A 24,176-nucleotide genomic window follows, 5' to 3' on the forward strand; every position below is an offset into this window, starting at 1 on the left:
GTGAATATTTTTTTGGAAAACTGACTGTCTCCTGTCAACCATTTGTCTGCAATTGATTGCTTGTTTTAACCGGCTCGCGCCACTTACAAACACAGGCCACCCTCAGTTTCCTCAGCTGGTTTCCGCTAATAACAGAGAAACCTTAGTGATTCTTATCAGTTCCGGATCATTTTTCTCAAATGCTTGACGAAAAAAGCCCCGATTATTTGTGAATTTTTCACTTGCTATCGGGATAATAACAGGATTCTTGTGAAAAAACAACAAGATTGCTCACAAACAAACCTTTTCTAAGTTTTTCCTTGGGCAGTGCCGTCGCGCCGGTCAGGAAAATATGATAGACTTACGAGGAATCCCTCGCTTGCTGATGGCTCGTCACAAAATGACGCTTTTTTTCACAAGTTAGAAGCCAATCATTACCTGCGATTGAAGGTCTGGTTAGCTAAGTGCCTAACAGTCCGTCTAAGCGACAAAAACCGCAAATTTTTGTAAACTTTTGCCGCTGAGTAGAAAGATTCCCTCATATCATAATAAAGGAACTGAAAACTATGATTTTACTACAAACCAATCAAATCGCTCGGCTCTTCGGGGCTGAAGTTTTATTCAAAAATATTCAACTGGAGGTGGCTGATCACTCTCGAATCGGATTAGTGGGTCGCAACGGTGCCGGCAAGTCTACATTGTTGAAGATCATTTCCGGACTAGAGGCACCGGATGAAGGAACAATTGCCAAAAACAAAACTGCCACCATGGGTTATCTAGCCCAAGATACTGGTCTGGATTCCGAGGAAACCATCTGGAACGAAATGCTGGCCGCTTTTGAAGAAGTCCGTAAAATGGAAGCTCGCCTACGTTCTTTGGAACAGGCGATTGCTAACACCCAAGACCACGCTTCAACAGCCTACACCAAACTGCTAAAGGAGTACGATCAGCTGCAGCACGATTTCACTGAGAAAAACGGCTACGGCTATGAAACCGAGATTCGTTCGGTGCTTCACGGCTTTCAATTTGACGAAAGTTTTTACGAACAGAAGATCAATACCCTTTCCGGCGGGCAAAAGACCCGTCTGGCATTAGCTCGTATGTTGTTGACCCGTCCAGACATCTTAATCTTAGATGAACCTACCAACCATCTGGACATTGAGACATTGGCCTGGTTGGAAAACTACTTGCAAAATTACAGTGGCGCCCTTTTAATCGTTTCCCACGACCGCTATTTTCTTGATAAAGTCGTCACGGAAATCTACGAACTCAGCCGTCACCGCATGCGTCATTATAAAGGCAACTACAGCCGCTATCTGGATTTGAAGGCTGAACAGCTGCAAAGTGAATGGAAGGCCTATGAAAAACAACAGCAAGAAATCAATAAGCTGGAAGATTTCGTAGCCCGCAACTTGGTTCGTGCTTCCACCACCAAACGGGCCCAAAGCCGCCGCAAACAATTGGAGAAAATGGACCGCCTAGATCGTCCTCAAGGAGATGAAAAGTCTGCCCACTTTCTCTTTGAAATTGAAAAACCTTCCGGCAATGTCGTCTGTCAATTAGAAGACGCTGCCATCGGTTACAGCAAAGAAGAAATCCTCTCTGACCCAATTGATCTGGATATTCGTCGCCAAGATGCAATTGCTCTGGTGGGACCAAATGGGATTGGCAAATCCACGCTGTTGAAATCACTGATTGGTAAATTGCCACTGCTTCGCGGGGAAGTCACTATGGGTACCAATGTATCTATCGGCTACTACGATCAAGGACAAGCTGATCTCAATAGCCGCAAGACCGTTTTATCAGAATTGTGGGATGAACACCCCGGAACACCGGAAGTAGCGATTCGCAATGTACTGGGAGGCTTCTTATTTTCCGGCGAGGATGTGGAAAAACCGATCGCCCTCTTGTCTGGCGGCGAAAAGGCTCGGGTCGCACTAGCCAAGCTGTCTATGGATAAAGAAAACTTTCTGATTCTAGATGAGCCCACGAACCATCTGGATATAGATAACAAAGAAGTATTGGAAAATGCGCTGATTGATTATGAAGGTACGCTGCTTTTTGTCTCTCATGACCGCTACTTCATCAACCGAATCGCCTCTAAAGTCATCGAACTTTCCGAAACTGGCAGCAAACTGTATTTGGGAGATTACGATTACTATCTGGAGAAAAAGCGAGAAGAAGAAGAAATTGCCGCCATGCTAGCCGGTGAAGAAACAGCCGTAGCCCAACCTTCCAGTGGCCGACAAAACTTCCAGCAGAGTAAAGAGCAGCAAAAATTACTGCGTTCTCTGCAACGAAAAGTGACTGAAGCTGAGGAAAAAATGGCCCACTTAGAAGAAGTCATCCACCAGCTGGAACTGGCAATGGCCGATCCTAAAGTCTTGGATGATCACCTTCAGCTCAATCAGCTGAACCAACAGCTGGAAGAGGCCCAGCAGCAGCAAGAAACCTTGTTAGAAGAATGGGAAGAGCTTTCGTTGGAATTGGAAGACTACCAGGAAAACCGCTCATAATTTGCCGTGACGTTTTAGCGCGAGCCGCTATTTTCAACAAGGGACGGTGAAAATATTCCTGTCACCCTCTTTTGAAATGAACACTACTAAACATGAGTTACAAACATGAGTTACACTGAAAAGAAAGTCACTTCCATTAAAAAAAGTGGAGGTGACTTTCTTTTCAGTGCTAAAAATTTCAAATACAGACTTTGACACAAGAATTATCGCAACGATTTGTTAGCATCTAGTTTCTTTCTTAATCAGATGAAATGTTCACCAGTTATCGGTTAGAAATGATTGATATCGCAGTCACACTTTCCCAGCTAGTCAAATTTAGTAAGCAAAGAACTTTGCTTGATTATCCCCATCGTTATTTGCATATTTTCAAGCTATAGGACTTTAGACTGATGCATTTTAGAACCGCTTTTGTTTCAATAGATAAGAACGGTATCTCCACTGAAAAGCAAAATTTTGCGCCACTTTTCGCTCCATTCTGTAGATAAATCAAACTTTTAAAGGAGGAAGTCCCATGCGCCATCATCGTTACGTCCTTATTCCTCAACTGGGAAAATTCATTCTCGGGGTCAGTTTCATTTTGTTAGGCTTAGGTATTGCGCTCCATCAACGAGCGGACTGGTCAGTCTATGAATCATCCTACGTGGAAGGTGAAGCAGTCATTGAAAATATGGCTCAGACTGGCTATTGGGACACTCCCCAGACTTACGCTCAGGAAGCAAACGAATACTTGAAAAACGAGAATGTCAAAACACCGCTAATTCTTCAAACAGATGAGCGCTGGTCTGGTGAACCTTACGGAAATGACGGCGCCCAAAACATTTACGAAAATGGCTGTGCAATTGCTTCACTTGCCATGATTCATTCCTATTTCCAACAACGAGAGATCAATCCTTTGGACATCACTTCTTGGGCAGGTGAAACTTATTATCGCCAAGGCGAAGGTACCGCTTGGAGTATTTTCCCAGCTTTCGCCAAAGAACAGGGGTATGTTTGCCATGACCTCAAAAATGACTTTACTCAAGCACAGGCCTATCTGAAAAAAGGAATTCCCGTAGTGGTTTCCGTGACTGCTGGCGAATTCACAGAACGCGGTCACATCATGGTATTGGCCCGTATGGAAAATGAAATGATCACCGTTCTAGATCCAGCTGATGATAACGACAAGAGTCACAGCTACACGAGCTATTCTCCTGATGAACTCCAAGATCAGATTGTCAACTACTGGGCCTTCACTGACGCGCCGGCCCTCTGATTTGCAAGTAAAAACAAGCCTTTCTCCCCCCTTCGAGTGAAACACGCTCGAGGGGCTTTTTTAGATTGACACATCTCAGCAGAGGATTTTGCCGGTTTTTAAAAGAGCTTTGATTTGGGATTCATTTTATCTGTCGCTTTCTTTTTGCTATAATTAGAAATAAATCGAATTATTCAGACAAAAAAACGAGGTGTTGGGATGAAAATCGGAATTGCAAAGGAAATCAAGAACAACGAAAATCGGGTCGCGCTGCCTCCTAGCGGTGTGTTGGAGCTAGTGAATTCAGGACACGAAGTACTGGTGGAAACCGGGGCTGGTATTGGGTCAGCTATTACTGATGGTGACTATCGCCAAGTCGGTGCTAAAATCGTAGACTCCGCTGATGAGATCTGGGCTTGCGAACTGGTATTGAAAGTCAAAGAACCCGTCAAAGAAGAATACCATTATTTTAGAGAAGGCTTGATCCTCTTCACTTATTTGCACATGGCTGCCAACAAAGAACTGGCTGAAGCTTTGTTAGCAGCAAAAGTGAATGCGCTTGCCTACGAAAATGTTCAAACAAAAACTGGCAGTCTCCCCCTTTTAGCACCGATGAGTGAAATTGCTGGTCGGATGGCGCCGCAACTGGGGGCACAATTTTTAGAACGACAGACTGGCGGCAAAGGCATCCTACTGTCTGGCGTGCCCGGCGTCAGACAAGGAAAAGTCGTGATAATTGGCGGCGGCATCTCCGGAACCAATGCGGCTAAGATTGCTAACGGTTTTGGTGCGCAGGTCACAATCATCGATATCGACTTAAATCGCCTGAAAGAACTGGATAATCAATTCAACGGCCAGATTCAAACTCTCGCCTCCAATACCACCAATATCCGAGAAGCTTTACAAACAGCTGATTTGGTAATCGGCGCCGTCCTTCTTCCCGGGCACAAAGCTCCATGCCTGGTCTCTCGGGAAATGGTAGCCGGTATGCCAGAAGGTTCCGTAATTGTCGACATTGCCATCGACCAAGGGGGCATTTTTGAGACCGGCGATAAGGTCACCACTCATGACAACCCTATCTATACCCGTGAAGGAGTCATCCACTACGCCGTTGCCAATATGCCTGGTGCTGTCCCGCAAACCTCAACTTACGCATTGAGTAATGCCACTCTTCCTTACATGAAACGCTTGGCAGCCAAACCGTTAGCAGACGTTTTGAATGAAAACCCCGACCTGTATCGCGGTGTCAATACGTACCAAGGAAAACTAACGTTACAAGCCGCCGCTGAAGATTTAAATTTGCCTTACACAGAATTAGCTGAAATGATTTGATCTGCAAATACCAGCTTTTTATACCGCTCATAAAAAAATGTTTTTCTGGCGCAAAATCTGAGAAACCACCTCTAGAGGAAACAAAAAATCCCCTGTCTAAATTTAAAGCAGTTTCCACAAAAATTTCAATTTGAAAATCTACCACTTCGTTTAAAAAGCATCAAGACTTTATCCTGGATAAGCGGATAAGGTCTTGATGCTTTGTTCTTAACTAAGCTGTTTTCATAATCCCTTTTAATAGAAAAATAAATACTAGTTCAATTTCGAAAATCACTTTCCAATACTTACATAGCTCAACTTGATAAATAATCGGTCAATGCCTTACTTTCCACTGTTGTGGGCAAGCGGCTTCCCTGAGTTAAACTTTTCCAATCCTCATTCGTCATTCCAAATTGTTCAGTTAGCTCTTTTTCTGATAAATTCTCTCGTCTTGCTTTAGATTCAACATCTATCATCAAAATGATTGCCTCGATATCCTCATCACTTAATGAATCCGCCTCAGATTGCTCATAGTTGACCAACTCTTTTAGTGTGTTCTTACTAAGCATCATTCCCAACCCTCGCGCAAGTTGCTTCACCTGCCGAAGAATAAAATCCTTATCTTCTAGTGCCATCATCTGACCTCCCCTTAACCCTCAAGCTAATTAATAGCCATCCCTAATCCATTTTTTCAAGCTAAAAACGAGAATAATACCACTTGAAATTAGTGAGATGCCCATTACAATCCACAATAGTACTTGATTATCACTAAACGGCAGCCACCAAGCAATAAATAGACAAATGAATGCTGCAAAGTACATCATTATGCCAGTTTTTCTCCCTATTCTAGCTGCGTCTTCTTTAGCTAAGTCACCGAATGTATTGCCCGCAATTAATCTTAGCCAATTACCACGACGGAATTGTATTCCCATCAAGATAAATAGAATCATCAAAATTAATAAAAAGATGCTAGCAATAAACAATCTTCTTCCCCCATACTGAATAAATTTGATAAATATTAGTCTGGCTTTCTAAAATAATTACCTGCCAGATAAATAATGAATAGTAAAATCCCGAGAATTCCAAATCTTTGTAGTAATACATTCTCATGGAAAAGTAAAAGAATAAACAATGCAGGTTGAATATATTTGAAGATGAACGTTGAAACTTTTTCTCCCGTGCGTTGCTCAACTTTCTCATCTGGTAAAACTTTTGAAAATAAAAGTCTCGTAAGATCAGTAAAGACAAATCCGTTATTCAGTTTGGTAACATACGCAATAACACAACAAACAAATGCGAAAGCAATCAAAATATTCAAGAGACTTTTATTTACCGAAAATGGAAGCAATTGATTGATCATTTTTTTCGCTCCTTATTTTCCTACCAAGTGACTTATCTTTATTCTACTCCTTTTAAATTTTTTCGAAACCACTTTATTAACTATACTAAAATATCCCCTACTCCATAGTCTTCTCAGCCACTTTTCTCTGGTAGAAAAACGTGGTAGAAAAAATGACACAAAAAAAGCGGCTTTTCAGCCGCTTTTGGTAGAAAATTGGAAAATCCAGATAGGAAAAAGACGTTTTTTTCCTCTTTAGAACGTTGATAAATCCCCATTCTTACAGCCTTTTGCCATTATCTCCTATACATCTTCAACTCAAGGAACAAATCGTTATAAATCCCCAGGTAGTCTTTGCCTAGATCCTCGTAGACTTCCATATTTTTCAACATGTCATCAGTTGGATAAAATTGGGGGTCTTCAGAAACCTCTTTGGGTAATAGTTCCTTGGCTTTTTCATTTGGCGTGGAGTAGCCGATATATTCGGCGTTTTGTGCCGCATTTTCCGGTTCCAACATGAAATTGATAAACGCATAGGCCCCGTCAACGTTCTTAGCCGTTTTTGGAATGACAATATTATCAAACCAAAGATTGGAGCCTTCTTTCGGGATGACATAATGAAGGTGTTCATTTTCAGACATCATGTCCGCGGCTTCTCCAGAAAAGGTGATGGCCAGTGAGCTTTCCTCGTTTGCCATGTACATTTTGATCTCGTCAGCTACGATGGCTTTGATATTGGGGGTTAACCCTTTCAAGTGTTCAAATGCCTGGTGTAGTTGATTGTCGTCTTTGGAATTCAGAGAGTAACCTAAGCTTTGAAGCCCGATTCCCATGACTTCTCGGGCACCGTCGATAACCATCAGCGTGTCCCGGTACTCTTTGTTCCAAAGGTCATTCCAGGAAGTGAGGGCGCCTTCTTTGATAAATTTATCGTTATAGACAATGCCCAACGTTCCCCAGAAATAAGGGATGGAATATTGATTGCCTGGATCAAAACTCAAATCCAAGAAATCTTCGTGGATGTTCGCCAGCCCTTTGATCTTGCTGTGGTCTAGCTTAATCAATAGGTTTTCTTTCATCATCTTTTGGATCATATATTCAGAAGGGATGGTGATGTCGTAAGCAGTGCCACCCTGCTGGATTTTAGTGAACATGGCTTCATTGGAATCAAAAGTTTCGTAATTTACCTTGTAGCCGGTCTCTTTTTCAAATTTTGCAATCAAATCAGGATCAATATAGTCACCCCAGTTGTAGATATTGACGACTTTGGCACCGGCCATTCCCGTTGCGTGTTCCAGCTGCTTAACCCCCAAAAGTAACACACAAATGATCGCTATGATTCCAATAATCAAAGATTGTAGTCGTTTCATCGGATTTCCGGCACCTCCAATCCTTTACGGCGTTGGCGTCCCGTTTTTTTCACGCGGTTTTCCTTACTGATGAAATAATAGCCCACAACCAGGATCATAGAAAACAAGAAGACCAGTGTCGATAAAGCATTGATTTCTAAACTGATTCCTTGTCGAGCACGAGAATAAATCTCTACGGACATCGTGGTGAAGCCATTTCCCGTAACAAAGAAGGTCACGGCAAAATCATCCAGTGAATAGGTGAAAGCCATAAAATAGCCGGCAATGATACCTGGGGTCAAGAAAGGCAGAATGATATTCTGCAACACTTGCAAATTATTGGCACCCAAATCTCGTGCAGCATCCACCATGGAATCATTCATTTCCTGAAGCTTTGGCAAGACCATCAAAACCACAATTGGAATTGAAAAAGCTATGTGGCTCAACAAAACGCTGGTAAAGCCCAGTTGGAAACTTTTAAAGACGCTTCCCACCATCGTAAAAAAGATCAAGAAGCTGGCACCAATGATGACATCCGGTGAAACCATCAAAATATTATTCGCCGATAGCAGCGCTGTACGCGTACGGCGTTTTTTTGTGTAATAAATCGCCATTGCACCGAAAGTTCCGATAACCGTTGCCAAAAGTGCCGACAAAAATGCCAACATGAACGTGTTCAACACGATAATGATCAAGCGAGTGTCTTGAAAGACTGCTTGATAATGCTGGAGTGAAAAACCACTGAAGCTGTTCATGGAATCGCCGGCATTGAAGGAGTAAAAAATCAAGTAGAAAATCGGCAGGTACAACACAATAAAGACGATTGCCAAATAAAAATTTGACCAACGAAATTTCTTTTTCTTCATGCGCGGCGGCCCCCTTTCCCTTTTTCACCGGTGAGGAGCATCACGATAAACATGGCAATAATTAAAATCACACCAATAGTCGAACCCATCCCCCAGTTTTGAGTCACTAAAAAGTGTTGTTCGATGGCAGTCCCGAGAGTAATCACTCGGTTGCCGCCAATCAGACGGGTCAACATGAACAGCGACAAGGAGGGGATAAAGACAGCTTGGACACCACTTTTAACACCATTTAAAGACAGTGGGAAAATCACTCGCCGGAAGGTTTCAAAGCTATTGGCTCCTAAGTCGCGACTAGCAAAAATCAATGACGGATTCAATTCTTCCAAGGCATTGAAGATCGGCATAATCATGAATGGCAGTTCGATATAAGTGGCAACTACCAGAAAGCTGAAATCGGTAAAGAGAATCTGTTTCGGTGCGATCCCAAAGAGTCCCAGGAAATTATTAATACCACCGTGAACGCCGAATATCCCAATAAAGGCATAAGCTTTCAACAGCAGATTCACCCAGGTGGGCAAAATGATCAACAACAGCCACAAGTCTTTGTGCTTGAGCTTCGTCAAAAAATAAGCCGCCGGGTAGCTAATCACTAGTGTCAAAACAGTGATAAAAAAAGCATAAACGACTGAATTTAGCGTCATGGTCAGGTATTTGCCACTGCCTAAATACGTTTGATAGTTCGCAAAGGTGAAGTTGCCGTCCATATCAAAAAACGATTGGTAGACAATCAACAATACCGGTGCAATCACAAACAACAACAGCCAGAAAAAATAAGGAACTGAGTAAAGGCGCCGCATTTTTGTCATATCCGCGCCCCCCTATTCTTCGTAGCTTTCCAAACGAGCGTCAAAATCTTCTTCTGACTCGTTGAAACGCATTACATGAATGTCTTCCGGCTCAAAATACAGGCCAACTTGGCTACCCTCTTTGGCTTTACGGGTAGAATGGACCATCCACTCATTGCCGTCTTCGTCATAACAGATAATCTCATAGTGGACGCCGCGGAAAAGCTGAGTATCGACTTTTACCACCAGCTTGCCCCGATCCACTGTCGTGATAGAAAGGTCTTCTGGTCGCAAGACGACTTCGACGGGCTCATTGGGCCGCATACCGCCATCGACACATTCAAAACGTTTGCCTACAAATTCGACTAGGTTGTCTTCAATCATCGTGCCGGAAACGATATTGGATTCACCGACAAAATCCGCAACAAAGTGACTGATGGGTTCATCGTAGATATCCACTGGTGTGCCGCTTTGGACAATTTTACCTTTGTTCATGACAAAAATGATGTCACTCATCGCCAACGCTTCTTCTTGGTCGTGGGTGACAAAGATGAAGGTAATCCCCAGGCGCTGTTGCAGCTCCCGTAATTCATATTGCATATCCGTCCGCAGTTTTAAGTCCAAAGCAGACAATGGCTCATCCAAAAGCAAAACTTTCGGTTCGTTAACGATGGCTCGGGCGATAGCCACCCGCTGCCGTTGTCCACCTGACATCTCGCTGATTTCACGTTTCTCATAGCCTTTCAGCTGGACCAGGCGCAAAGCCTCCATTACTTTCTTTTCGATTTCCGCTTTCGGCAATTTTTTAATCTTCAGGCCGAATGCTACGTTTTCGAAAACATTCATATGCGGAAATAGCGCATAATCCTGGAACACCGTGTTTACTAGGCGTTTATTGGCGGGGATGTCATTGATTCGTTTCTGATCGAAATAAATGTCTCCCTCGGTTGCTTCGGAAAATCCAGCGATGATCCGCAAGATGGTGGTCTTGCCACAGCCGGATGGTCCTAATAATGTGTAAAACTTTCCTTCCTCGATATCAAAACTGATATCTTTCAGCACCGCATCGTCAGTATCTTCATAGCGCTTAGTCACGTGCTCGAATGAAATGATCGGTTTTGCCACTGTCGTCCTCCCCTTTTTATAGCGTTTCGTTGCCGTTGTGGCACCTTTTGAAACGCTACTTCCGTTTTTTTAAGTTACTTCATAAGCATACTGATTCTTGCAGAAAAAACAAGCAAAAATTCAGGCCCGTTTCCAGAAATATTTTCAGAGGGAAATCCCTGTTGCAGGCAGGTCTTTCCCCTTTGTTTCCAAGAAGATATCCTGTGGCGGCATACTGTGTTTATGGTATCATTGATTGGAAAGAAATGGGGAAATGGCGACTTTCTGCAAATTGTCATTTTCTTTTGATTGGAGGATTTGTAACATGAAAACAAGCCACACATTAATCGTAAAAAACGAACCAACCTTCGCCGTTACTGTAGAAAAGATTCCCCGGCCCGAACCCAAAGCCGACGAAGTGCTGATTCGCGTACAGTGGTCGGCAGTCAATTATAAGGATGCGCTGGCGCTAAGTGAAAGAGGCGGCGTCCTCCGTCAATATCCCATGACGCCTGGCATCGATCTAGCTGGTGTCATCGTTGAAAGTCGCGATTCCCAATTTCCTGAGGGCTTGCCTGTACTAGTGACCGGCTTTGGTCTGGGAGTCAGTCATCCCGGTGGCCTCAGTGAATTTCAGGCTGTTCCAACCTCTTGGCTCGTGCCACTGCCCGAAACCATGAGTCTCCGAGAGGCTGCACTTATTGGTACAGCTGGCTTTACTGCTGCTTTAGCACTTCGCGAGGTTGTTGCTAAAACAACGCCTGAACAAGCGGTAGCAGTCACAGGAGCTAGTGGTGGTGTGGGTAGTTTTGCTATTGCCTTGTTATCACAGCTTGGCTATCAAAATATTACAGGGGTCAGTCGTAAAAAAGATGTAGCCGATCAATTGAAAAAGTTGGGTGCTACTGAAATCATCCAACCGGAATATTTCATCACAGAAAAGCCCCGGCCCCTTTCAAAACAAGAATTTCATGGCGTGATTGATACAGTCGGAGGCGATTTACTGGCACAGATTCTGCCCACCGTTTATTATGGTGGGGTAGCTGCACTGTGCGGCAATGCTGGCGGCATCAAATTGACTACTACGGTCTTGCCTTTTATCCTACGAGGAATCACCTTAGCAGGTATTGACTCGGTAAATGTTCCTATGACACAGCGTGTACAGGTCTGGCAGGAATTGGCGCAGAATCTGCACTTTTTACAGAATCTGCCGGTTACAGAAGTCTCTCTTTTTGAAGTTCCCCAAATTGCACAAGCGCTTTTGGCCGGTACGCACAGCGGCCGCACTATCGTTAGAATGTAGGTGAAAAATATGCACATTTTGATTACAGCCGGTGGTACCTCCGAAAAAATCGACGAGGTCCGCACCATTACCAATCACTCTTCTGGAAAGTTAGGCGTAGAATTGGCAAAAGCAGCATTGGCCCAACAAACCACCATTGTTGATTACATCATAGCCAAGGGCGCCGTCGAACCGCCAATCGATCCTCGCATCCGACTGCACCGAATCGAAAATACGCAGCAGTTACATGAAACAATGGCAGCTCTATTAGAGAAGCAGCCTTATGATGCAGTGATCCATTCGATGGCAGTCAGCGACTTTACCCCTGAAGTTTCAAGCGACCAGGATACTTGGTTAGCTGTTTTTAATGATTGGTTGTCTACTCGTGACAACGAGGAGATGCTTGACGGGCAGCGCTTCAATGAATTGTTGCGAAAAACCGCGACGCAAACCCAAACTCAAACAAAGCTATCCTCCCAAACCGAGCATTTGATTTTGGTATTACAACAGACGCCAAAAGTCATCGCCATGATTAAAGAAAAGCAGCCGCAGACGCTTTTAGTTGGCTTCAAATTGCTAGTGGACGTTACCAAAGAGGAATTACTCAAAGTAGCCGCAGACAATCTGGCAAAAAACCGAGCCGACTATGTATTGGCCAATGACCTGACCTCCATCAAAGAAGGACAACATCACGGCTATCTGTTAGATCATACCGGCGTCAAAGGCGAGGCCAATTCCAAATCCGCGATTGCTCAACTGATTTTAACCACCGTAGCAGCGAGAGTTGTCAACAAAGGCTAAGTCTCAATAGCTTTCAAATTTCAGCTATTGAGACTTAGTGCACGATTATACTTTATGGAAAGGAAGTTTTCTTCATGAAACAAAAACATATCCTGCTGGGAGTCTCCGCCAGCATTTCTGCTTACAAAGCAGCCGATCTTACCAATGAGCTCACAAAGCGGGGCTATGCTGTTGACGTTTTGATGACTAGAAATGCTACAAAATTCATCACCCCACTGACGTTACAATCTTTATCTAAGCGAGCAGTCCATACCGATGTCATGGCTGAAAACCAACCCGATCAGATCAACCACATTGATTTAGCTAAACAGGCAGATCTCTTCGTCGTCGCACCGGCTACTGCCAACACCATCGGTAAATTGGCTAACGGAATTGCTGATGACATGGTTTCAACGGTTGCAATGGCGATTCGTCCCGGAACGCCCCGCATGATCGCTCCAGCTATGAATACTTATATGTATCAAAATCCCGTCAATCAAAAAAATCTTGCTTACTTGAAGGAAGTTGGGTATAAAGAGATAGAGCCGCGGGAAGCTATGCTAGCTTGCGGTGATTTCGGACGGGGGGCTCTGGCCACAGTCGAAATGATCGTCAAAGCCATCGAAACCGAACTGGCGGAAAACGACCGTAGCCAAGACTGAACGACAGGCAATCTTCCCACCATAATCCATTGCGACAGGAGTTAGCACAATGAAAAACAAGAAAACCTTTGATATCGTATTGACCGCCTTCTTTTTAGGAATCATGATCTTGATGTCGGTGGTACCGTTTTTGGGTTTCATCCCCATCGGACCACTAAATGCCACGATTCTCCACGTACCAGTGATCATCGCTTCTGTAGTCTTAGGCCCGCGATTGGGCGCCTTTTTGGGAGCTAGTTTCGGTGTGATGAGTGTCATCAATGCCACGACACGTCCCAGCGCTTTGGCATTTGTCTTTTCACCTTTTATTCCCATCATCGGAACCGATCACGGCAGTTGGAAGGCACTGATCGTCGCAATCATTCCGCGTATTTTGATTGGTGTTGTTCCTTATTATGTCTATAAACTTTGCCGTCGCCTGTCAAAAGACAAGGCAAACGGTGTTGCCTTGTTTATTGCCGGTGTCTCAGGAGGTCTCACCAACACTTTGCTGGTGATGAACCTGATTTACTTTTTATTCAAGGACGCGTATGGAAAACTGATTGATAAAGGTGCAGATCAAGTCTATGGTGCTATTTTGGCCGTCATTGGTACACAAGGGGTGCCCGAAGCTCTGGTCGGCGGCCTCTTAACTACGGCAATTGCCAGCATTTTGCTGCGTCTGAACCGAAAAAACGAAACTGAAATTCTGTAACACTTATAGGTGAAAAGTAAAAAAGCGATCTGCTGATTCGGTAATTTCCGATTGCAGGTCGCTTTTTTTTGATTCAATCATTGTATTCTTCTCTACGCTTTTCTCACAAGGAACTACCCTCGGAAAGGAGTTCTTGCAGTTTAGCAAACTGCTCTGGTGTCACGTAATCTTCAAAGATGTCCAAATAATCTTGCAGCTCTTCTGGTGTGTAATCTTCTTTGGTGGCTGCCAGTTCGTCATACATTTGTTGGAATTCTTCATCTGTCAGCGGCTCTTCTTCATAGTCGCCTTCATCATAAAAATCATAATCTTCCTCTGTCAAATCGCCGGAAGAAAGATTGCCAGCCCCCAACAGATCAGATAACTGTTCTTCTGTCACAATTTGATCTGCGGCAGGCATTTTGACTTCCGCCTTTTTGTCGGTAGGTTTCATTGTGACGCTGAATGCCGCATTGATCGTATTGCCGTCCGCCGCTCCGGTCATCGTCATTTTCATATCCTGTGCACCGTTTTTGGTATCCACTGTCGTTGCCAAATCAACGACCGTCAGATCTTGTAAGGTTTCTTTCAACTGGCTTGCGGCCATTTTGGCTTCTTTGTCACCGTTTTTTTCAGCATAGGCTACAAAATCAGATAGCTCTTCTTTCGTGAAAGTGTGGCTGATTTTATCGCCGTCTTTTTTGAAAGTATCCGCCTCCAAGGTCAACAACCACTTCTTCATGAGGTCGCTATTTGTCTGTAATGCGGTGATTGCTGCGGTACCACTTTCCGTAGTTCCTTGGCTGCCACTACTTGCTAGTAAATCTTTCATGTCTTCGGCGTTTAATTCCAGATACTTTCCTTTTAAAGCCTCTGTATCTACCGCTGCTCCCAGATCCCCGCTCCCCATCAGTGATCCGGCCAATGTCATGATTTGCTGATAAATATCGGTAGACATATAAGCGACTTGTTTTTTATTGTCTGTCAAAATTTCCACTGGAAAAGTAGAACCTAACACTTTGACTTCCAAATCCATCTGCAGCCGGTCATTTTTTGTATCATTGGCAACTGTGCCGGTCAATTGCGCATCTTTCAAGCTGTTCAAGATGCTGTTTGCCAGCATCCCTGCTGCAGCATCCTCATCATTGGCCATAGCAAGTTCCAACTGATCGATTTTAAAGCTGATATCGACGGTTTTATTTTCCGTGTTGCTGTTCAACGCCCCATAATATTCTTCTTGCACCTTCTTGCCACAACCGGTCAGTAACAAGAACCCTACTAAAACACCTACCAGTACCCTAACCTTTTTCATGATTCTACCTCTTTTCTCATAAATAACAATTATTTTATTTCCACTTGAGCATACCAAGGGAGCACGGGTATTTCAAGATAGGAAGCTTTTTCTGATTATCGTTTTTCACATTTTTTACTGTAAGCATTATCTTACCTTCGCTTTCAAGCCAGATGAGACGCACTCGCTACTGACGGTACTTCAGCTGAACCGAGTCTGATTTTCTGCTCTTTCACAGATCAACGGTTTAATACACTAGCAGCTGGCTGGTTCCAGAAGCCTCATTTTTCACAGTATCAAAAACAATCATTTTCATCTTTTTAGTATGCTTGCTGGCTGGTTGCCAAAAAATAGCAGCCACGATTCGTTTCTCGTGGCTGCTGACATAAAACATAACTCGTTATCTAAACAAACGGCTTATTGATCTTCACCAATGATCCGAACTTCCGTTTCCAGTGACACATCGAACTTTTCTTTAATGACTTGTTGGATGTGAGCGATTAGCTGGATATAATCTGTTGCGGTGGCATTGTCAATATTAACGATGAAGCCGGCGTGTTTTTCGGAAATCTGCGCGCCCCCCCATTTTAAGCCTTGCAAGCCGGCATCTTGGATCAATTTTCCGGTAAAGTAACCTTGCGGACGTTTAAAGACGCTGCCACAGGATGGATATTCCAGCGGTTGCTTCAGCAAGCGCAACTCCGTCAATTCCTTCATCCGTTTTTCAATCTGCTGGTGATCTCCAGGTGTCAGACGGAAACGAGCCCGTAAAATGATGCCGTCCATTTCTTGAATAATCGTATGACGATAGCTGAAATCCATCTCAGCATTGGTTAACGTCAGAATCGAGCCATCTGCTAACAGCACATCGCAAGATTCAAAGACCTCTCGAATCTCCCCATCGTAAGCCCCGGCATTCATAAAGACTGCACCACCAATACTGCCAGGAATACCACACGCAAACTCAAATCCTGTCAAAGAAGCCGCCAGTGCCTCATAAGTGGTATCAATCAGCTTAGCGCCTGCTTCTGCTGTAATCAGCGTATCTGTCACGGTGACTGCTGTCATGTCTGACAACATGATCACCAGACCGCGAATACCACCATCTTTGACGATTAAATTACTGGCATTGCCCAACACCATCCAGGGAATCTGCTGTATTCTGCAAGCATCCACCAGCGCCTTCGTTTCTTCCGCAGATTTAGGAAAGGCTAACAAATCAGCTGGTCCGCCGGTTTTGGTAAAGGTATAATTCATTAGCGGCTCATCCACTAAAATTGTAATGGTGGGAAATTGTGCTTTAAATTCGTTTTTCAAGAATAGTCCCTCTCTTTTTATAGACAGGTTCTGCTGTCAGCGTAGTATTTATTGCAGTTTGCTTTTATATTTCTTGGTAAGTTACTGCACATTTAGCGACTCAGAATCTGTGTTTACTCACTGTTTTTCTCGCATTTGCTATATCCTGTTTCGTACTTTTTTATCGGATAGAGTCTACAAACAGCGGTCAATTGACATCTCGCTTATTTTAGCACGAGTTGTAAAAGGTGGCTAGTCCGTGGTGAAAGCTGCGACTGCCCATAGTCTTTGAGGCTTGCTGCTATTATAAATAACAGTCAGAACTCTGGGGCTGTCGTGCTGATGTGCTAATCTTGGCTTGCGTGCCGCAATAACTCATCACACAATTGATGACTCAGCAACACCCGTTCTTGGCGTAGACAACTACCATCACCGGTTTCGACTCCCTTTAAAAAGGCCGTGACCATGGGTGCAAAGCCTCGCTTAGTTAGCGTTGTTTCCCAATCATTGCCCCGCTTTTCAACGATTTGTTGTTGGTCTGTCACTGTCAGACGAGTCAATTCTGCTAGCTCTAACCGGCCATTGGTGGCTGTCAGCTGATAATTTTCCAAATTGGTACCACTCACTAGATCCATATGCAAAAAAGCACTGCTACTTGCTGTTTTCAACTGTAGATGTGCCTTGTGTAACAGCCCATCTTTGACCATCAGCCCGCCGCCAGCAAACACAGCCGGCTCTTCTAATAAATAGACTGCGGTATCCACCAGATGTAAAAACAGATCATAAATCACAAATTTGACTGGCTGCGGCTTATTAATTCGATGTTTTTGCAAGATCAAGAGATGCTTTTCCGGTGTGGCTTTTAACTCTTGAACCAACGGCGCAAATCGCCGATTGAAGCCCGCCATCAAGAGCAGTCCGCGTTTTTGGGCCAATTGCTGCAATTCAAGACTTTGAACAGCTGATTCTGTCAGCGGTTTGTCCACAAAAACATGAACGCCGGCTTCCAAGCACTTTTTAATCAACGAATAATGCGCTTTTGTGGCTGCATGAATCAGTATGCCATCCATTTTTTCGGCCAAAAGCTCTGTTATATTTTCATAAACATGCTTAAAACCATAGCGATTTTTCAGCAACTGGCGGGTACTTTTCTGTGAACTGGCGAAGTAAAAATCCGCTTGGTCCCTTGCTTCAGCATAAATTGGCAGGTATGCCTTTTGAGCGATATTTCCGATTCCAACCACTCCAACTTTCATAATGCGCCTCTTTCTCCTGCTTCGTGTCTCATTTTGACAGGGGTGTTTTCTTTCATCTTACCGCAACTTTCGTTAAAATGAACAGAGAAACAGGTTTTAACAGCCGGCTGTATCATCAGATGCCCTGCTATTGATTGAAATTTTTCGCAATAGTAATCCTGGATTGCGATAACAGCTGCCACTGCTTTAAAAACCAACTGGAGGAAATGATACGTGAAATTGATTTCTTGGAACGTCAACGGCTTGCGCGCCGTGATGCAAAAAAACTTTATGGAAGTCTTCAATGAATTAGACGCCGACTTCTTTTGTTTGCAGGAGACCAAACTGCAAGCCGGTCAAATTGAAATGGATTTGCCAAATTACCACGAATACTGGAACTATGCTGTCAAAAAAGGCTATTCCGGAACAGCGATTTTTGCCAAAGAACCGGCTTTATCTGTCAGTTATGGCATTGGTCTTGAATCTCATGATCAAGAAGGCCGTGTCATCACATTGGAGTATCCAGAATTTTATCTGGTCTGCTGCTACACCCCAAATTCTCAAAACGAACTGAAACGACTAGATTATCGTATGACTTGGGAAGACGATTTTCGTCAGTATCTCAATCAGTTGAACAGTAAAAAAGGGGTAATCCTTTGTGGTGATTTAAACGTTGCCCACGAAAACATTGATTTGAAAAACTGGAAAACCAATCAGAAAAATGCTGGTTTCACTCCTCAAGAGCGGGAAAAATTCACCCAACTGCTAAATTCCGGTTTTGTCGATTCTTTCCGCTTCTTTTACCCTGATTTAGAGGGGGTCTACTCTTGGTGGAGCTATCGTTTTAACGCCCGCAAAAACAATGCAGGTTGGCGCATTGACTATTTTGTCGTCTCCGAGGATTTGAAGGACAAAATGTCAGATGCCAAGATTCACACAGATATTTTCGGCAGCGACCATTGCCCGGTAGAACTGGATATTCATTTGTAAGTTTTCGACCCACAGAATTTTTACAGTGCACCGTTTCGCAACAAAGAAACGGTGCTGTTTGGTGTTTCTTATACAAATTGTCTTAAAGGATGTCGGGTTTTGCGTTACTACCAGCAAACAGGTATACTGACCCTAGCAAAGAGGCCGCTGGCATGCTGAACTTTTCAGACAGGCGGTGGTGAAAGGAATGACTGAGATGCTGCTGCAAAATGTATTAGAAACTGAAAAATTAGCTGAGCTCATCGGAAAAGTAGCGCAGCCGGGAGATGTTTTGGTATTGACTGGTGATCTAGGTGCTGGCAAAACCACCTTGACTAAAGGAATCGCTAAAGGACTGGGGATCACTCAAATGATCAAAAGTCCCACCTATACAATCATCCGAGAATATACTGCCGGTCGCCTGCCGCTGTATCATATGGATATTTATCGGGTAGAATATGGTGCCGACGATCTGGGTTTAGATGAATATTTCGAAGGTGACGGCCTTTCCGTAGTTGAATGGGGCAACATGTTGGCAGACAGTTTGCCAACAGACTATCTGGAATTGATATTGGAGAAAGACAGCGCAGATCCTGATCGTCGCAAAGCTTCTTTCCAAGTCTTCGGTACACAAGGAAGTGCTTTTGAACAAAGAATTCTGGCTGCTTGGGAGAATCTTTCATGAAAGGACCTGTAGAAATTCATTTGCGAGAAGCCCAAGCTGCCGATGCCCAAAACTTATTACAGCTGATGCAGCTTTTAGGCAGTGAAACCGAGTTCATCGCGCTGGATCGTTTCGGCATGGATCTTACACCGGAACTATTGGGCCATCAATTGACAGCCATTGAAGAAAGTCCCAATAATTTGTTGTTGGTAGCCGAGACTTCCACGGGAGCTTTAGCAGGAATTGCATCAGTAACAGCTGACAGTGATCCCCGTACCCGCCATATCGGTGAAGTCGGCATCGCCCTTTTACAAGAATACTGGGGTGTCGGCCTAGGCAGCTTAATGCTGGACGAAGTGATTTATTGGGCAGAACAAACAGAAATCATCCGACGCTTAGAACTCACTGTTCAAGTCCACAATCAGCGAGGAATTGCCTTGTATCAAAAATTCGACTTTTCTGTTGAAGGAACATTAGTCCGAGGCGCCCGTGCCGATGACGGTCACTTTTTAGATGTTTGGCTCATGAGCCGAATGATTGATTAAAAACCCCATAGCCAAAAAAAGATTGCGATCAAACAGGTCGCAATCGTTTTTTGGCATTTGCCTTACTACTTCGATAACAAATTCATTGCCCGTAGCGTTTGCGACTATCTCGATACTCACTGGGACTCATTCCCATCTCACTGCGAAACACCTTACTGAAATAGTTCCCGTTGGCATAGCCTACTTGGCGAGCAATTGTTGCAATTTTATCTTCCCCCAACAGTAACTCCAATGAGTGGATAACACGGATCTTCTTCAGATAAGTAATCGGTGTTGTATGGTAGTTTTCCTCGAACTTGCGAATCAGTTGGTATTTGGATAGCCCAAAATGATCTGCCACCTCAGTCAAACTCAGATCTTCTTGAAAATGACGATCCAAGTATTTTTTAACTCTTTTGATGAGTGGGTCTTGGGGTACCTGTTTTTTTGCCAATAAAGTATTTATCTCCAAAAAAAGTGTCATGGCCATTTGGGCATTTTTATAGAGACTTAGAGGCAGTTCTTCTAACTGTTGGATTTGTTTTTGCCAATGGTTCAATTCTTCCTCTGTCAATTGAAAAACTGCCAGGGGTAGTTCTAACCATTGGCTGAAGATTGATGAAAATTCTAAATAAAAAAATTGCCAATCTTCGCCATAGTAGCGAAAATTCCCAGGCATTGCTGCTAAAAAAGCACTTCCAGCCGGCAGTTCTTTGACCTCCCCATGGTGTTCCAAAAATCCGCAACCACTGAGGGTCACCTGCAAGACTACCAGTCGCTCTTTGCGTACACTAGCATCCCAATTGTACTCTTGATTTCCCTGCCCACAGCTAGCTGCTTGCAATATCGGCAACTGGCGTGTTTGTACATAATGGTATTGTCGTAGAAATATCTGCAATATTTTACCCTCCCTACAATTATCTCGTCTTGTTGTCTTCTATTATGCAGCGTACACTCTGGTTAAGCAAATAGAAATGAGGGCTTAATTATGTTGATAACTTTTGATGAATCACAACAGTTTTTCCATTTAAAAAATGATCAACTCAGCTATGTCATCGGGATTGAAAAAGGTAAATATCTTACACATCGTTATTTTGGCCCCCCATTGACTAGCTATCATGGTAGCAATCAACTACAGCTGATTGGTCGTGGCTTTGCTACCAATCCAATCGCCGAGGAGCGTCACTTTTCATTAAATACGCTGCCTCTGGAAACCAGCACGAATGGTAGTCTCGATTACCGTGTTTCCAATTATCGATTTCGCAATTTAGCTGGCGAAGGAGTGACCGCCTTTGAATTCAGTGACTATCAGATTATAACCGGCAAGCCACAGCTAGCCGGATTACCTTCGCTACGTGGCCCAGCTGCGGAAACACTACAAATTACTTTGGTGGATACTATTCAACAGCTGAGTCAAGTCATGACTTACACCATCTACCCGGACCGTCCAGTAATTACTCGCAGTATTACTTACCACAACGACTCTGAACAAGTTGTCTATTTGGAACAAGCGGGATCAATGCTGTTAGATTTTCCCTCAAAAGACTTTGACTTTGTGACATTGGATGGGTCTCACACGGATGAAGCCAATATCAATCGCAGTCATTTGCGTAGTGGCATTCAGGCAATTAGCTCCTTACGAGGGACTAGCAGTCCACAGCATCAACCTTTCATCGCCTTAGCAGAGCCTCAAGCCACTGAAGATCAAGGAAAGATTTACGCCTTTCACCTAATTTACAGCGGCAACTTTTTAGCCCAAGCGGAAGTGGAGCAATACGGTAGTACCCGTGTCCAGATGGGGATTCATCCGGAAGAATTCAGTTGGAAACTTTCGCCAAAAGCCGCATTTCAAACGCCAGAAGTGGTGTTAAATTTCAGTGATAGCGGCTTCAACAAAATGTCACAAACCTTCCACAAACTCTACCAAGAGCATTTAATCCCGGAATTTTGGCAAAATAAAGCTCGGCCGATTCTGTTGAATACTTGGGAAGGAAATTACTTTTCGTTTACTGAAAAAAAGCTTCTCTCTCAAGCAACGCAAGCTAAAGATCTTGGGATTGAACTCTTTGTTTTAGACGATGGTTGGTTTGGCAAACGAGACGACGACACAACTTCTCTAGGAGACTGGCAGCCAGATACGACCAAGCTTCCCGAAGGCATCATTGGACTAGCAAAAAAAATCCACGAAAAAGACTTACTGTTTGGTTTATGGTTCGAACCGGAAATGGTCTCAAAGAACAGTAACTTGTTCCGACAACACCCCGAGTGGGTCCTGCAAGTAGCCAACTATCCCATGACAGAAGGACGCGGACAACTGGTACTGGACCTTAGTCAAAAAAACGTACAAGATTTTTTGATTGACATGCTGGATGGTTATCTCAAGGATGGCCATGTAGATTACATCAAATGGGATATGAACCGACATTTGACAGAAGTCGGTAATCAACTGATGCCAGCAGATAGTCAAAAAGAAATCAGTCACCGCTATGTTCTCGGACTGTATCGGATTTTAGAGACTATCACTGGGCGTTACCCCAACGTACTGTTTGAAAATTGCTCCAGCGGGGGCGGTCGCTTTGACCCGGGAATGATGGCTTTCATGCCTCAAACTTGGACTAGTGACAACTCTGATGCCCTCTGTCGTACGCGCATCCAATCTGGCTACAGCTATCTTTATCCACCAGTTATGATGGGGGCCCATGTCTCAGATGTTCCTAATCACCAAGTAGGCCGAATTACGCCTTTGGAAACTCGTGGTCTAGTTGCAATGAGCGGAAATTTTGGCTATGAATTGTCTCTTCAAAAACAAACACCAGAAGATCTGGAAATAATTCGGCAACAAATCACTTTTTATAAAGCCCACCGTCAGCTGCTTCAATTCGGTGAATTTTATCGTCTCCAGTTACCAGATCACCTCTTCGCCACAGCCTGGCTATTTAAAAACGAGATTGAGGCATTGTTAGTCTACAGCAATGGCCTCGCGCAGTCAGCACAGCAAATTCACCAACTACAGCTGAAGTATCTGGATGATGATGCAGACTACTTGGAAGCAACTAGTCAAGAACGCTATAGCGGAAGCGAACTGAACCATGCTGGAATCTTAATTCCTCCTATGAATAGTGATTTTCAAAGTTTTTACCGGCACTACCAAAAATTGTAGAATCCTATGTAAAATATTTCTAACTAACAAGACTTGTTCCCCACGTAATAGACTAGAAAGAGTGCCTGTGATAATTACGATATTTGTATTTTAAAAGTGAAAGAAATATCAATTTTTGAAATAGTTAACAATAAAATGACAAGCAACTCCCACTACAGACCAGTGGAGGTTACTTGTCATTTGCTTTTGCTTCAACAAACAGTGTCAGAAAGATTATCAGCGTTCTTCTATTGAATCGTCACCAGTTTTTTCAAGGGTTCAATGCCAAAATCATTTTCTTGTCGCAATAAAATCTCCGCACAAGCCCGACTATCCTCTAGTGCATCGTGATGATTGTCTAAGCGAATGGCCAACTTTTCACACATCGTATTTAAACGATGATTAGGAAACTCAGGATATAACTTGCGGCTAGTCCGGGCTGTACACAACGACAAAAACTCCGGCTGTTCCAGATTGTAATAATTCAAGCACCCCTTTAAAACACCGTTATCAAAAGGTGCATTGTGGGCGACGATTAAGCTTTTCGGATTGTAGTACTGGGCAATCTGTTCCCAAACTTCCGGAAATTTTGGTGCCTGGGCTACGTCAGCAGGTCGAATCCCATGAATCTGGATATTTTTCCAGAAAAACTCGGTCTCTGGTTTTATCAATGTATAATATTCTCCTACAATGCGGCTGTCCCGCACCATGACTAGCGCCAGCGAACAAGCACTGTAAGGTTTGAAATTGGCTGTTTCAAAATCCATCGCGATAAAGTTCATCTTCTGCCACTCTCGTTTCCAATAATCTCTTTCAAAAAAATATACCACAAACAGTTTAAAAACCGGTGCCATTAAAGGAAATTTTACCAAAAGTGAAAGGTTTGCTTACGGAAATACTTCTCCAAATTCCACTGATAATTTACTGCGAAGAGCTGTATTCGTCTAAGAAGCGAAGTCGTTCTAAATCTTTTTTTCTACCAAAAAGAGGCTCTTCGTCAAATAGTGTTGGTGAGTTCAAATTGAATGAGTGAATGAGCTCAGGCAGGAAAAAATTCTTGCCTGAGCGCTTTTTTATTTTTCGCTCTTTCTTAAACAAAAATCAGCCCTTGGATGATGTAGATTCTTGAGCGAAAATTCAGGAAGTTCCGATATCCATAAGCGACACGCTTGATTATTTTT

23 protein-coding genes are annotated in these 24,176 nt (G+C 43.6%); 11 read left to right on the plus strand and 12 right to left on the minus strand.

The features are described 5' to 3' along the window. The first annotated feature begins 545 nt into the window (after positions 1 to 545). From BAU14_RS01260 to ald, 3 genes are all read left to right on the plus strand, one after another. Positions 546 to 2,495 carry an ABC-F family ATP-binding cassette domain-containing protein gene (locus tag BAU14_RS01260; RefSeq protein ID WP_161898281.1) on the plus strand — a complete coding sequence of 650 codons (1,950 nt, stop codon included), beginning with the start codon at positions 546 to 548 and terminating at the stop codon, positions 2,493 to 2,495. Positions 2,496 to 3,006: 511 nt separating this feature from the next. After that, positions 3,007 to 3,747, plus strand: a complete 741-nt coding sequence (locus tag BAU14_RS01265) for a C39 family peptidase (protein WP_161898282.1) — start codon at positions 3,007 to 3,009, stop codon at positions 3,745 to 3,747. 198 nt (positions 3,748 to 3,945) lie between these two features. Further along, a complete protein-coding gene (gene ald, locus BAU14_RS01270; protein WP_161898283.1) occupies positions 3,946 to 5,058 on the plus strand; it encodes an alanine dehydrogenase in 1,113 nt (370 codons plus the stop codon). A 293-nt stretch (positions 5,059 to 5,351) separates the two neighbouring features. Here the strand turns inward: ald and BAU14_RS01275 are convergent, their stop codons facing one another. The 7 genes from BAU14_RS01275 to BAU14_RS01305 all read right to left on the minus strand — a co-directional run bounded on the left by BAU14_RS01275 (position 5,352) and on the right by BAU14_RS01305 (position 10,501). Continuing rightward, positions 5,352 to 5,672 (minus strand): hypothetical protein, encoded by a 321-nt coding sequence (locus tag BAU14_RS01275; protein WP_161898284.1) that lies wholly within the window; start codon positions 5,670 to 5,672, stop codon positions 5,352 to 5,354. A 30-nt stretch (positions 5,673 to 5,702) separates the two neighbouring features. Beyond that, positions 5,703 to 6,020, minus strand: a complete 318-nt coding sequence (locus BAU14_RS01280) for a DUF3784 domain-containing protein (RefSeq protein WP_161898285.1) — start codon at positions 6,018 to 6,020, stop codon at positions 5,703 to 5,705. 35 nt (positions 6,021 to 6,055) lie between these two features. Further along, entirely contained in the window at positions 6,056 to 6,397 is a 342-nt protein-coding gene (locus tag BAU14_RS01285) for a hypothetical protein (RefSeq protein WP_161898286.1), read from the minus strand. Positions 6,398 to 6,672: 275 nt separating this feature from the next. Beyond that, positions 6,673 to 7,746 (minus strand): ABC transporter substrate-binding protein, encoded by a 1,074-nt coding sequence (locus BAU14_RS01290; RefSeq protein ID WP_161898287.1) that lies wholly within the window; start codon positions 7,744 to 7,746, stop codon positions 6,673 to 6,675. Continuing rightward, the gene (locus BAU14_RS01295) at positions 7,743 to 8,591 is read right to left on the minus strand and encodes an ABC transporter permease (RefSeq protein WP_161898288.1); all 849 of its coding nucleotides are present in this window, start codon (positions 8,589 to 8,591) and stop codon (positions 7,743 to 7,745) included. Before BAU14_RS01295 ends, BAU14_RS01290 begins: the two co-directional genes overlap by 4 nt. Next, positions 8,588 to 9,397, minus strand: coding sequence for an ABC transporter permease (locus BAU14_RS01300; RefSeq protein WP_161898289.1), 810 nt, complete (start codon positions 9,395 to 9,397; stop codon positions 8,588 to 8,590). Before BAU14_RS01300 ends, BAU14_RS01295 begins: the two co-directional genes overlap by 4 nt. Positions 9,398 to 9,409: 12 nt before the next feature. Beyond that, positions 9,410 to 10,501 carry an ABC transporter ATP-binding protein gene (locus tag BAU14_RS01305; protein ID WP_161898290.1) on the minus strand — a complete coding sequence of 364 codons (1,092 nt, stop codon included), beginning with the start codon at positions 10,499 to 10,501 and terminating at the stop codon, positions 9,410 to 9,412. A 304-nt stretch (positions 10,502 to 10,805) separates the two neighbouring features. Here BAU14_RS01305 and BAU14_RS01310 point away from each other — a divergent pair, with 304 nt between their 5' ends. From BAU14_RS01310 to BAU14_RS01325, 4 genes are all read left to right on the plus strand, one after another. Next, positions 10,806 to 11,783 carry a YhdH/YhfP family quinone oxidoreductase gene (locus BAU14_RS01310; RefSeq protein WP_161898291.1) on the plus strand — a complete coding sequence of 326 codons (978 nt, stop codon included), beginning with the start codon at positions 10,806 to 10,808 and terminating at the stop codon, positions 11,781 to 11,783. 9 nt (positions 11,784 to 11,792) lie between these two features. Further along, complete coding sequence (coaB, locus tag BAU14_RS01315; protein WP_161898292.1) at positions 11,793 to 12,563, plus strand: phosphopantothenate--cysteine ligase; 771 nt, start codon at positions 11,793 to 11,795, stop codon at positions 12,561 to 12,563. A gap of 74 nt (positions 12,564 to 12,637) precedes the next feature. Beyond that, positions 12,638 to 13,204, plus strand: coding sequence for a phosphopantothenoylcysteine decarboxylase (gene coaC, locus BAU14_RS01320; protein WP_161898293.1), 567 nt, complete (start codon positions 12,638 to 12,640; stop codon positions 13,202 to 13,204). A gap of 49 nt (positions 13,205 to 13,253) precedes the next feature. Continuing rightward, positions 13,254 to 13,898 (plus strand): ECF transporter S component, encoded by a 645-nt coding sequence (locus BAU14_RS01325; protein ID WP_161898294.1) that lies wholly within the window; start codon positions 13,254 to 13,256, stop codon positions 13,896 to 13,898. 103 nt (positions 13,899 to 14,001) lie between these two features. Here BAU14_RS01325 and BAU14_RS01330 read toward each other — a convergent pair whose 3' ends face one another. The 3 genes from BAU14_RS01330 to BAU14_RS01340 all read right to left on the minus strand — a co-directional run bounded on the left by BAU14_RS01330 (position 14,002) and on the right by BAU14_RS01340 (position 17,720). Further along, positions 14,002 to 15,189 (minus strand): hypothetical protein, encoded by a 1,188-nt coding sequence (locus BAU14_RS01330; protein WP_161898295.1) that lies wholly within the window; start codon positions 15,187 to 15,189, stop codon positions 14,002 to 14,004. Positions 15,190 to 15,585: 396 nt separating this feature from the next. Next, positions 15,586 to 16,485 (minus strand): UDP-N-acetylmuramate dehydrogenase, encoded by a 900-nt coding sequence (murB, locus tag BAU14_RS01335; protein WP_161898296.1) that lies wholly within the window; start codon positions 16,483 to 16,485, stop codon positions 15,586 to 15,588. Positions 16,486 to 16,811: 326 nt separating this feature from the next. Beyond that, entirely contained in the window at positions 16,812 to 17,720 is a 909-nt protein-coding gene (locus BAU14_RS01340; protein WP_161898297.1) for a Gfo/Idh/MocA family protein, read from the minus strand. A gap of 213 nt (positions 17,721 to 17,933) precedes the next feature. Between BAU14_RS01340 and BAU14_RS01345 the strand changes: the two genes are divergently transcribed. From BAU14_RS01345 to BAU14_RS01355, 3 genes are all read left to right on the plus strand, one after another. Next, positions 17,934 to 18,689 (plus strand): exodeoxyribonuclease III, encoded by a 756-nt coding sequence (locus tag BAU14_RS01345; RefSeq protein WP_161898298.1) that lies wholly within the window; start codon positions 17,934 to 17,936, stop codon positions 18,687 to 18,689. Between the two features lie 196 nt (positions 18,690 to 18,885). Continuing rightward, positions 18,886 to 19,353: a tRNA (adenosine(37)-N6)-threonylcarbamoyltransferase complex ATPase subunit type 1 TsaE gene (gene tsaE, locus BAU14_RS01350; protein ID WP_161898306.1), complete on the plus strand. Its 468-nt coding sequence runs from the start codon at positions 18,886 to 18,888 to the stop codon at positions 19,351 to 19,353. After that, positions 19,350 to 19,877, plus strand: coding sequence for a GNAT family N-acetyltransferase (locus BAU14_RS01355; RefSeq protein WP_161898299.1), 528 nt, complete (start codon positions 19,350 to 19,352; stop codon positions 19,875 to 19,877). The genes tsaE and BAU14_RS01355 overlap by 4 nt, the downstream gene beginning before the upstream one ends. A gap of 82 nt (positions 19,878 to 19,959) precedes the next feature. On the opposite strand, the gene BAU14_RS01360 is transcribed toward BAU14_RS01355, so the two are convergent. Continuing rightward, positions 19,960 to 20,754 (minus strand): helix-turn-helix domain-containing protein, encoded by a 795-nt coding sequence (locus BAU14_RS01360; RefSeq protein ID WP_161898300.1) that lies wholly within the window; start codon positions 20,752 to 20,754, stop codon positions 19,960 to 19,962. 90 nt (positions 20,755 to 20,844) lie between these two features. Here BAU14_RS01360 and BAU14_RS01365 point away from each other — a divergent pair, with 90 nt between their 5' ends. Further along, on the plus strand, positions 20,845 to 23,016 hold the full coding sequence (locus BAU14_RS01365) for an alpha-galactosidase (protein WP_161898301.1): 2,172 nt from the start codon (positions 20,845 to 20,847) through the stop codon (positions 23,014 to 23,016). Between the two features lie 227 nt (positions 23,017 to 23,243). Here BAU14_RS01365 and BAU14_RS01370 read toward each other — a convergent pair whose 3' ends face one another. Then, the gene (locus BAU14_RS01370; protein WP_161898302.1) at positions 23,244 to 23,777 is read right to left on the minus strand and encodes a 3'-5' exonuclease; all 534 of its coding nucleotides are present in this window, start codon (positions 23,775 to 23,777) and stop codon (positions 23,244 to 23,246) included. Between the last annotated feature and the right edge of the window lie 399 nt (positions 23,778 to 24,176).

The sequence above is a fragment of the Candidatus Enterococcus leclercqii genome, assembly GCF_009933135.1.
Taxonomy (GTDB): Bacteria; Bacillota; Bacilli; order Lactobacillales; family Enterococcaceae; genus Enterococcus_C; species Enterococcus_C leclercqii.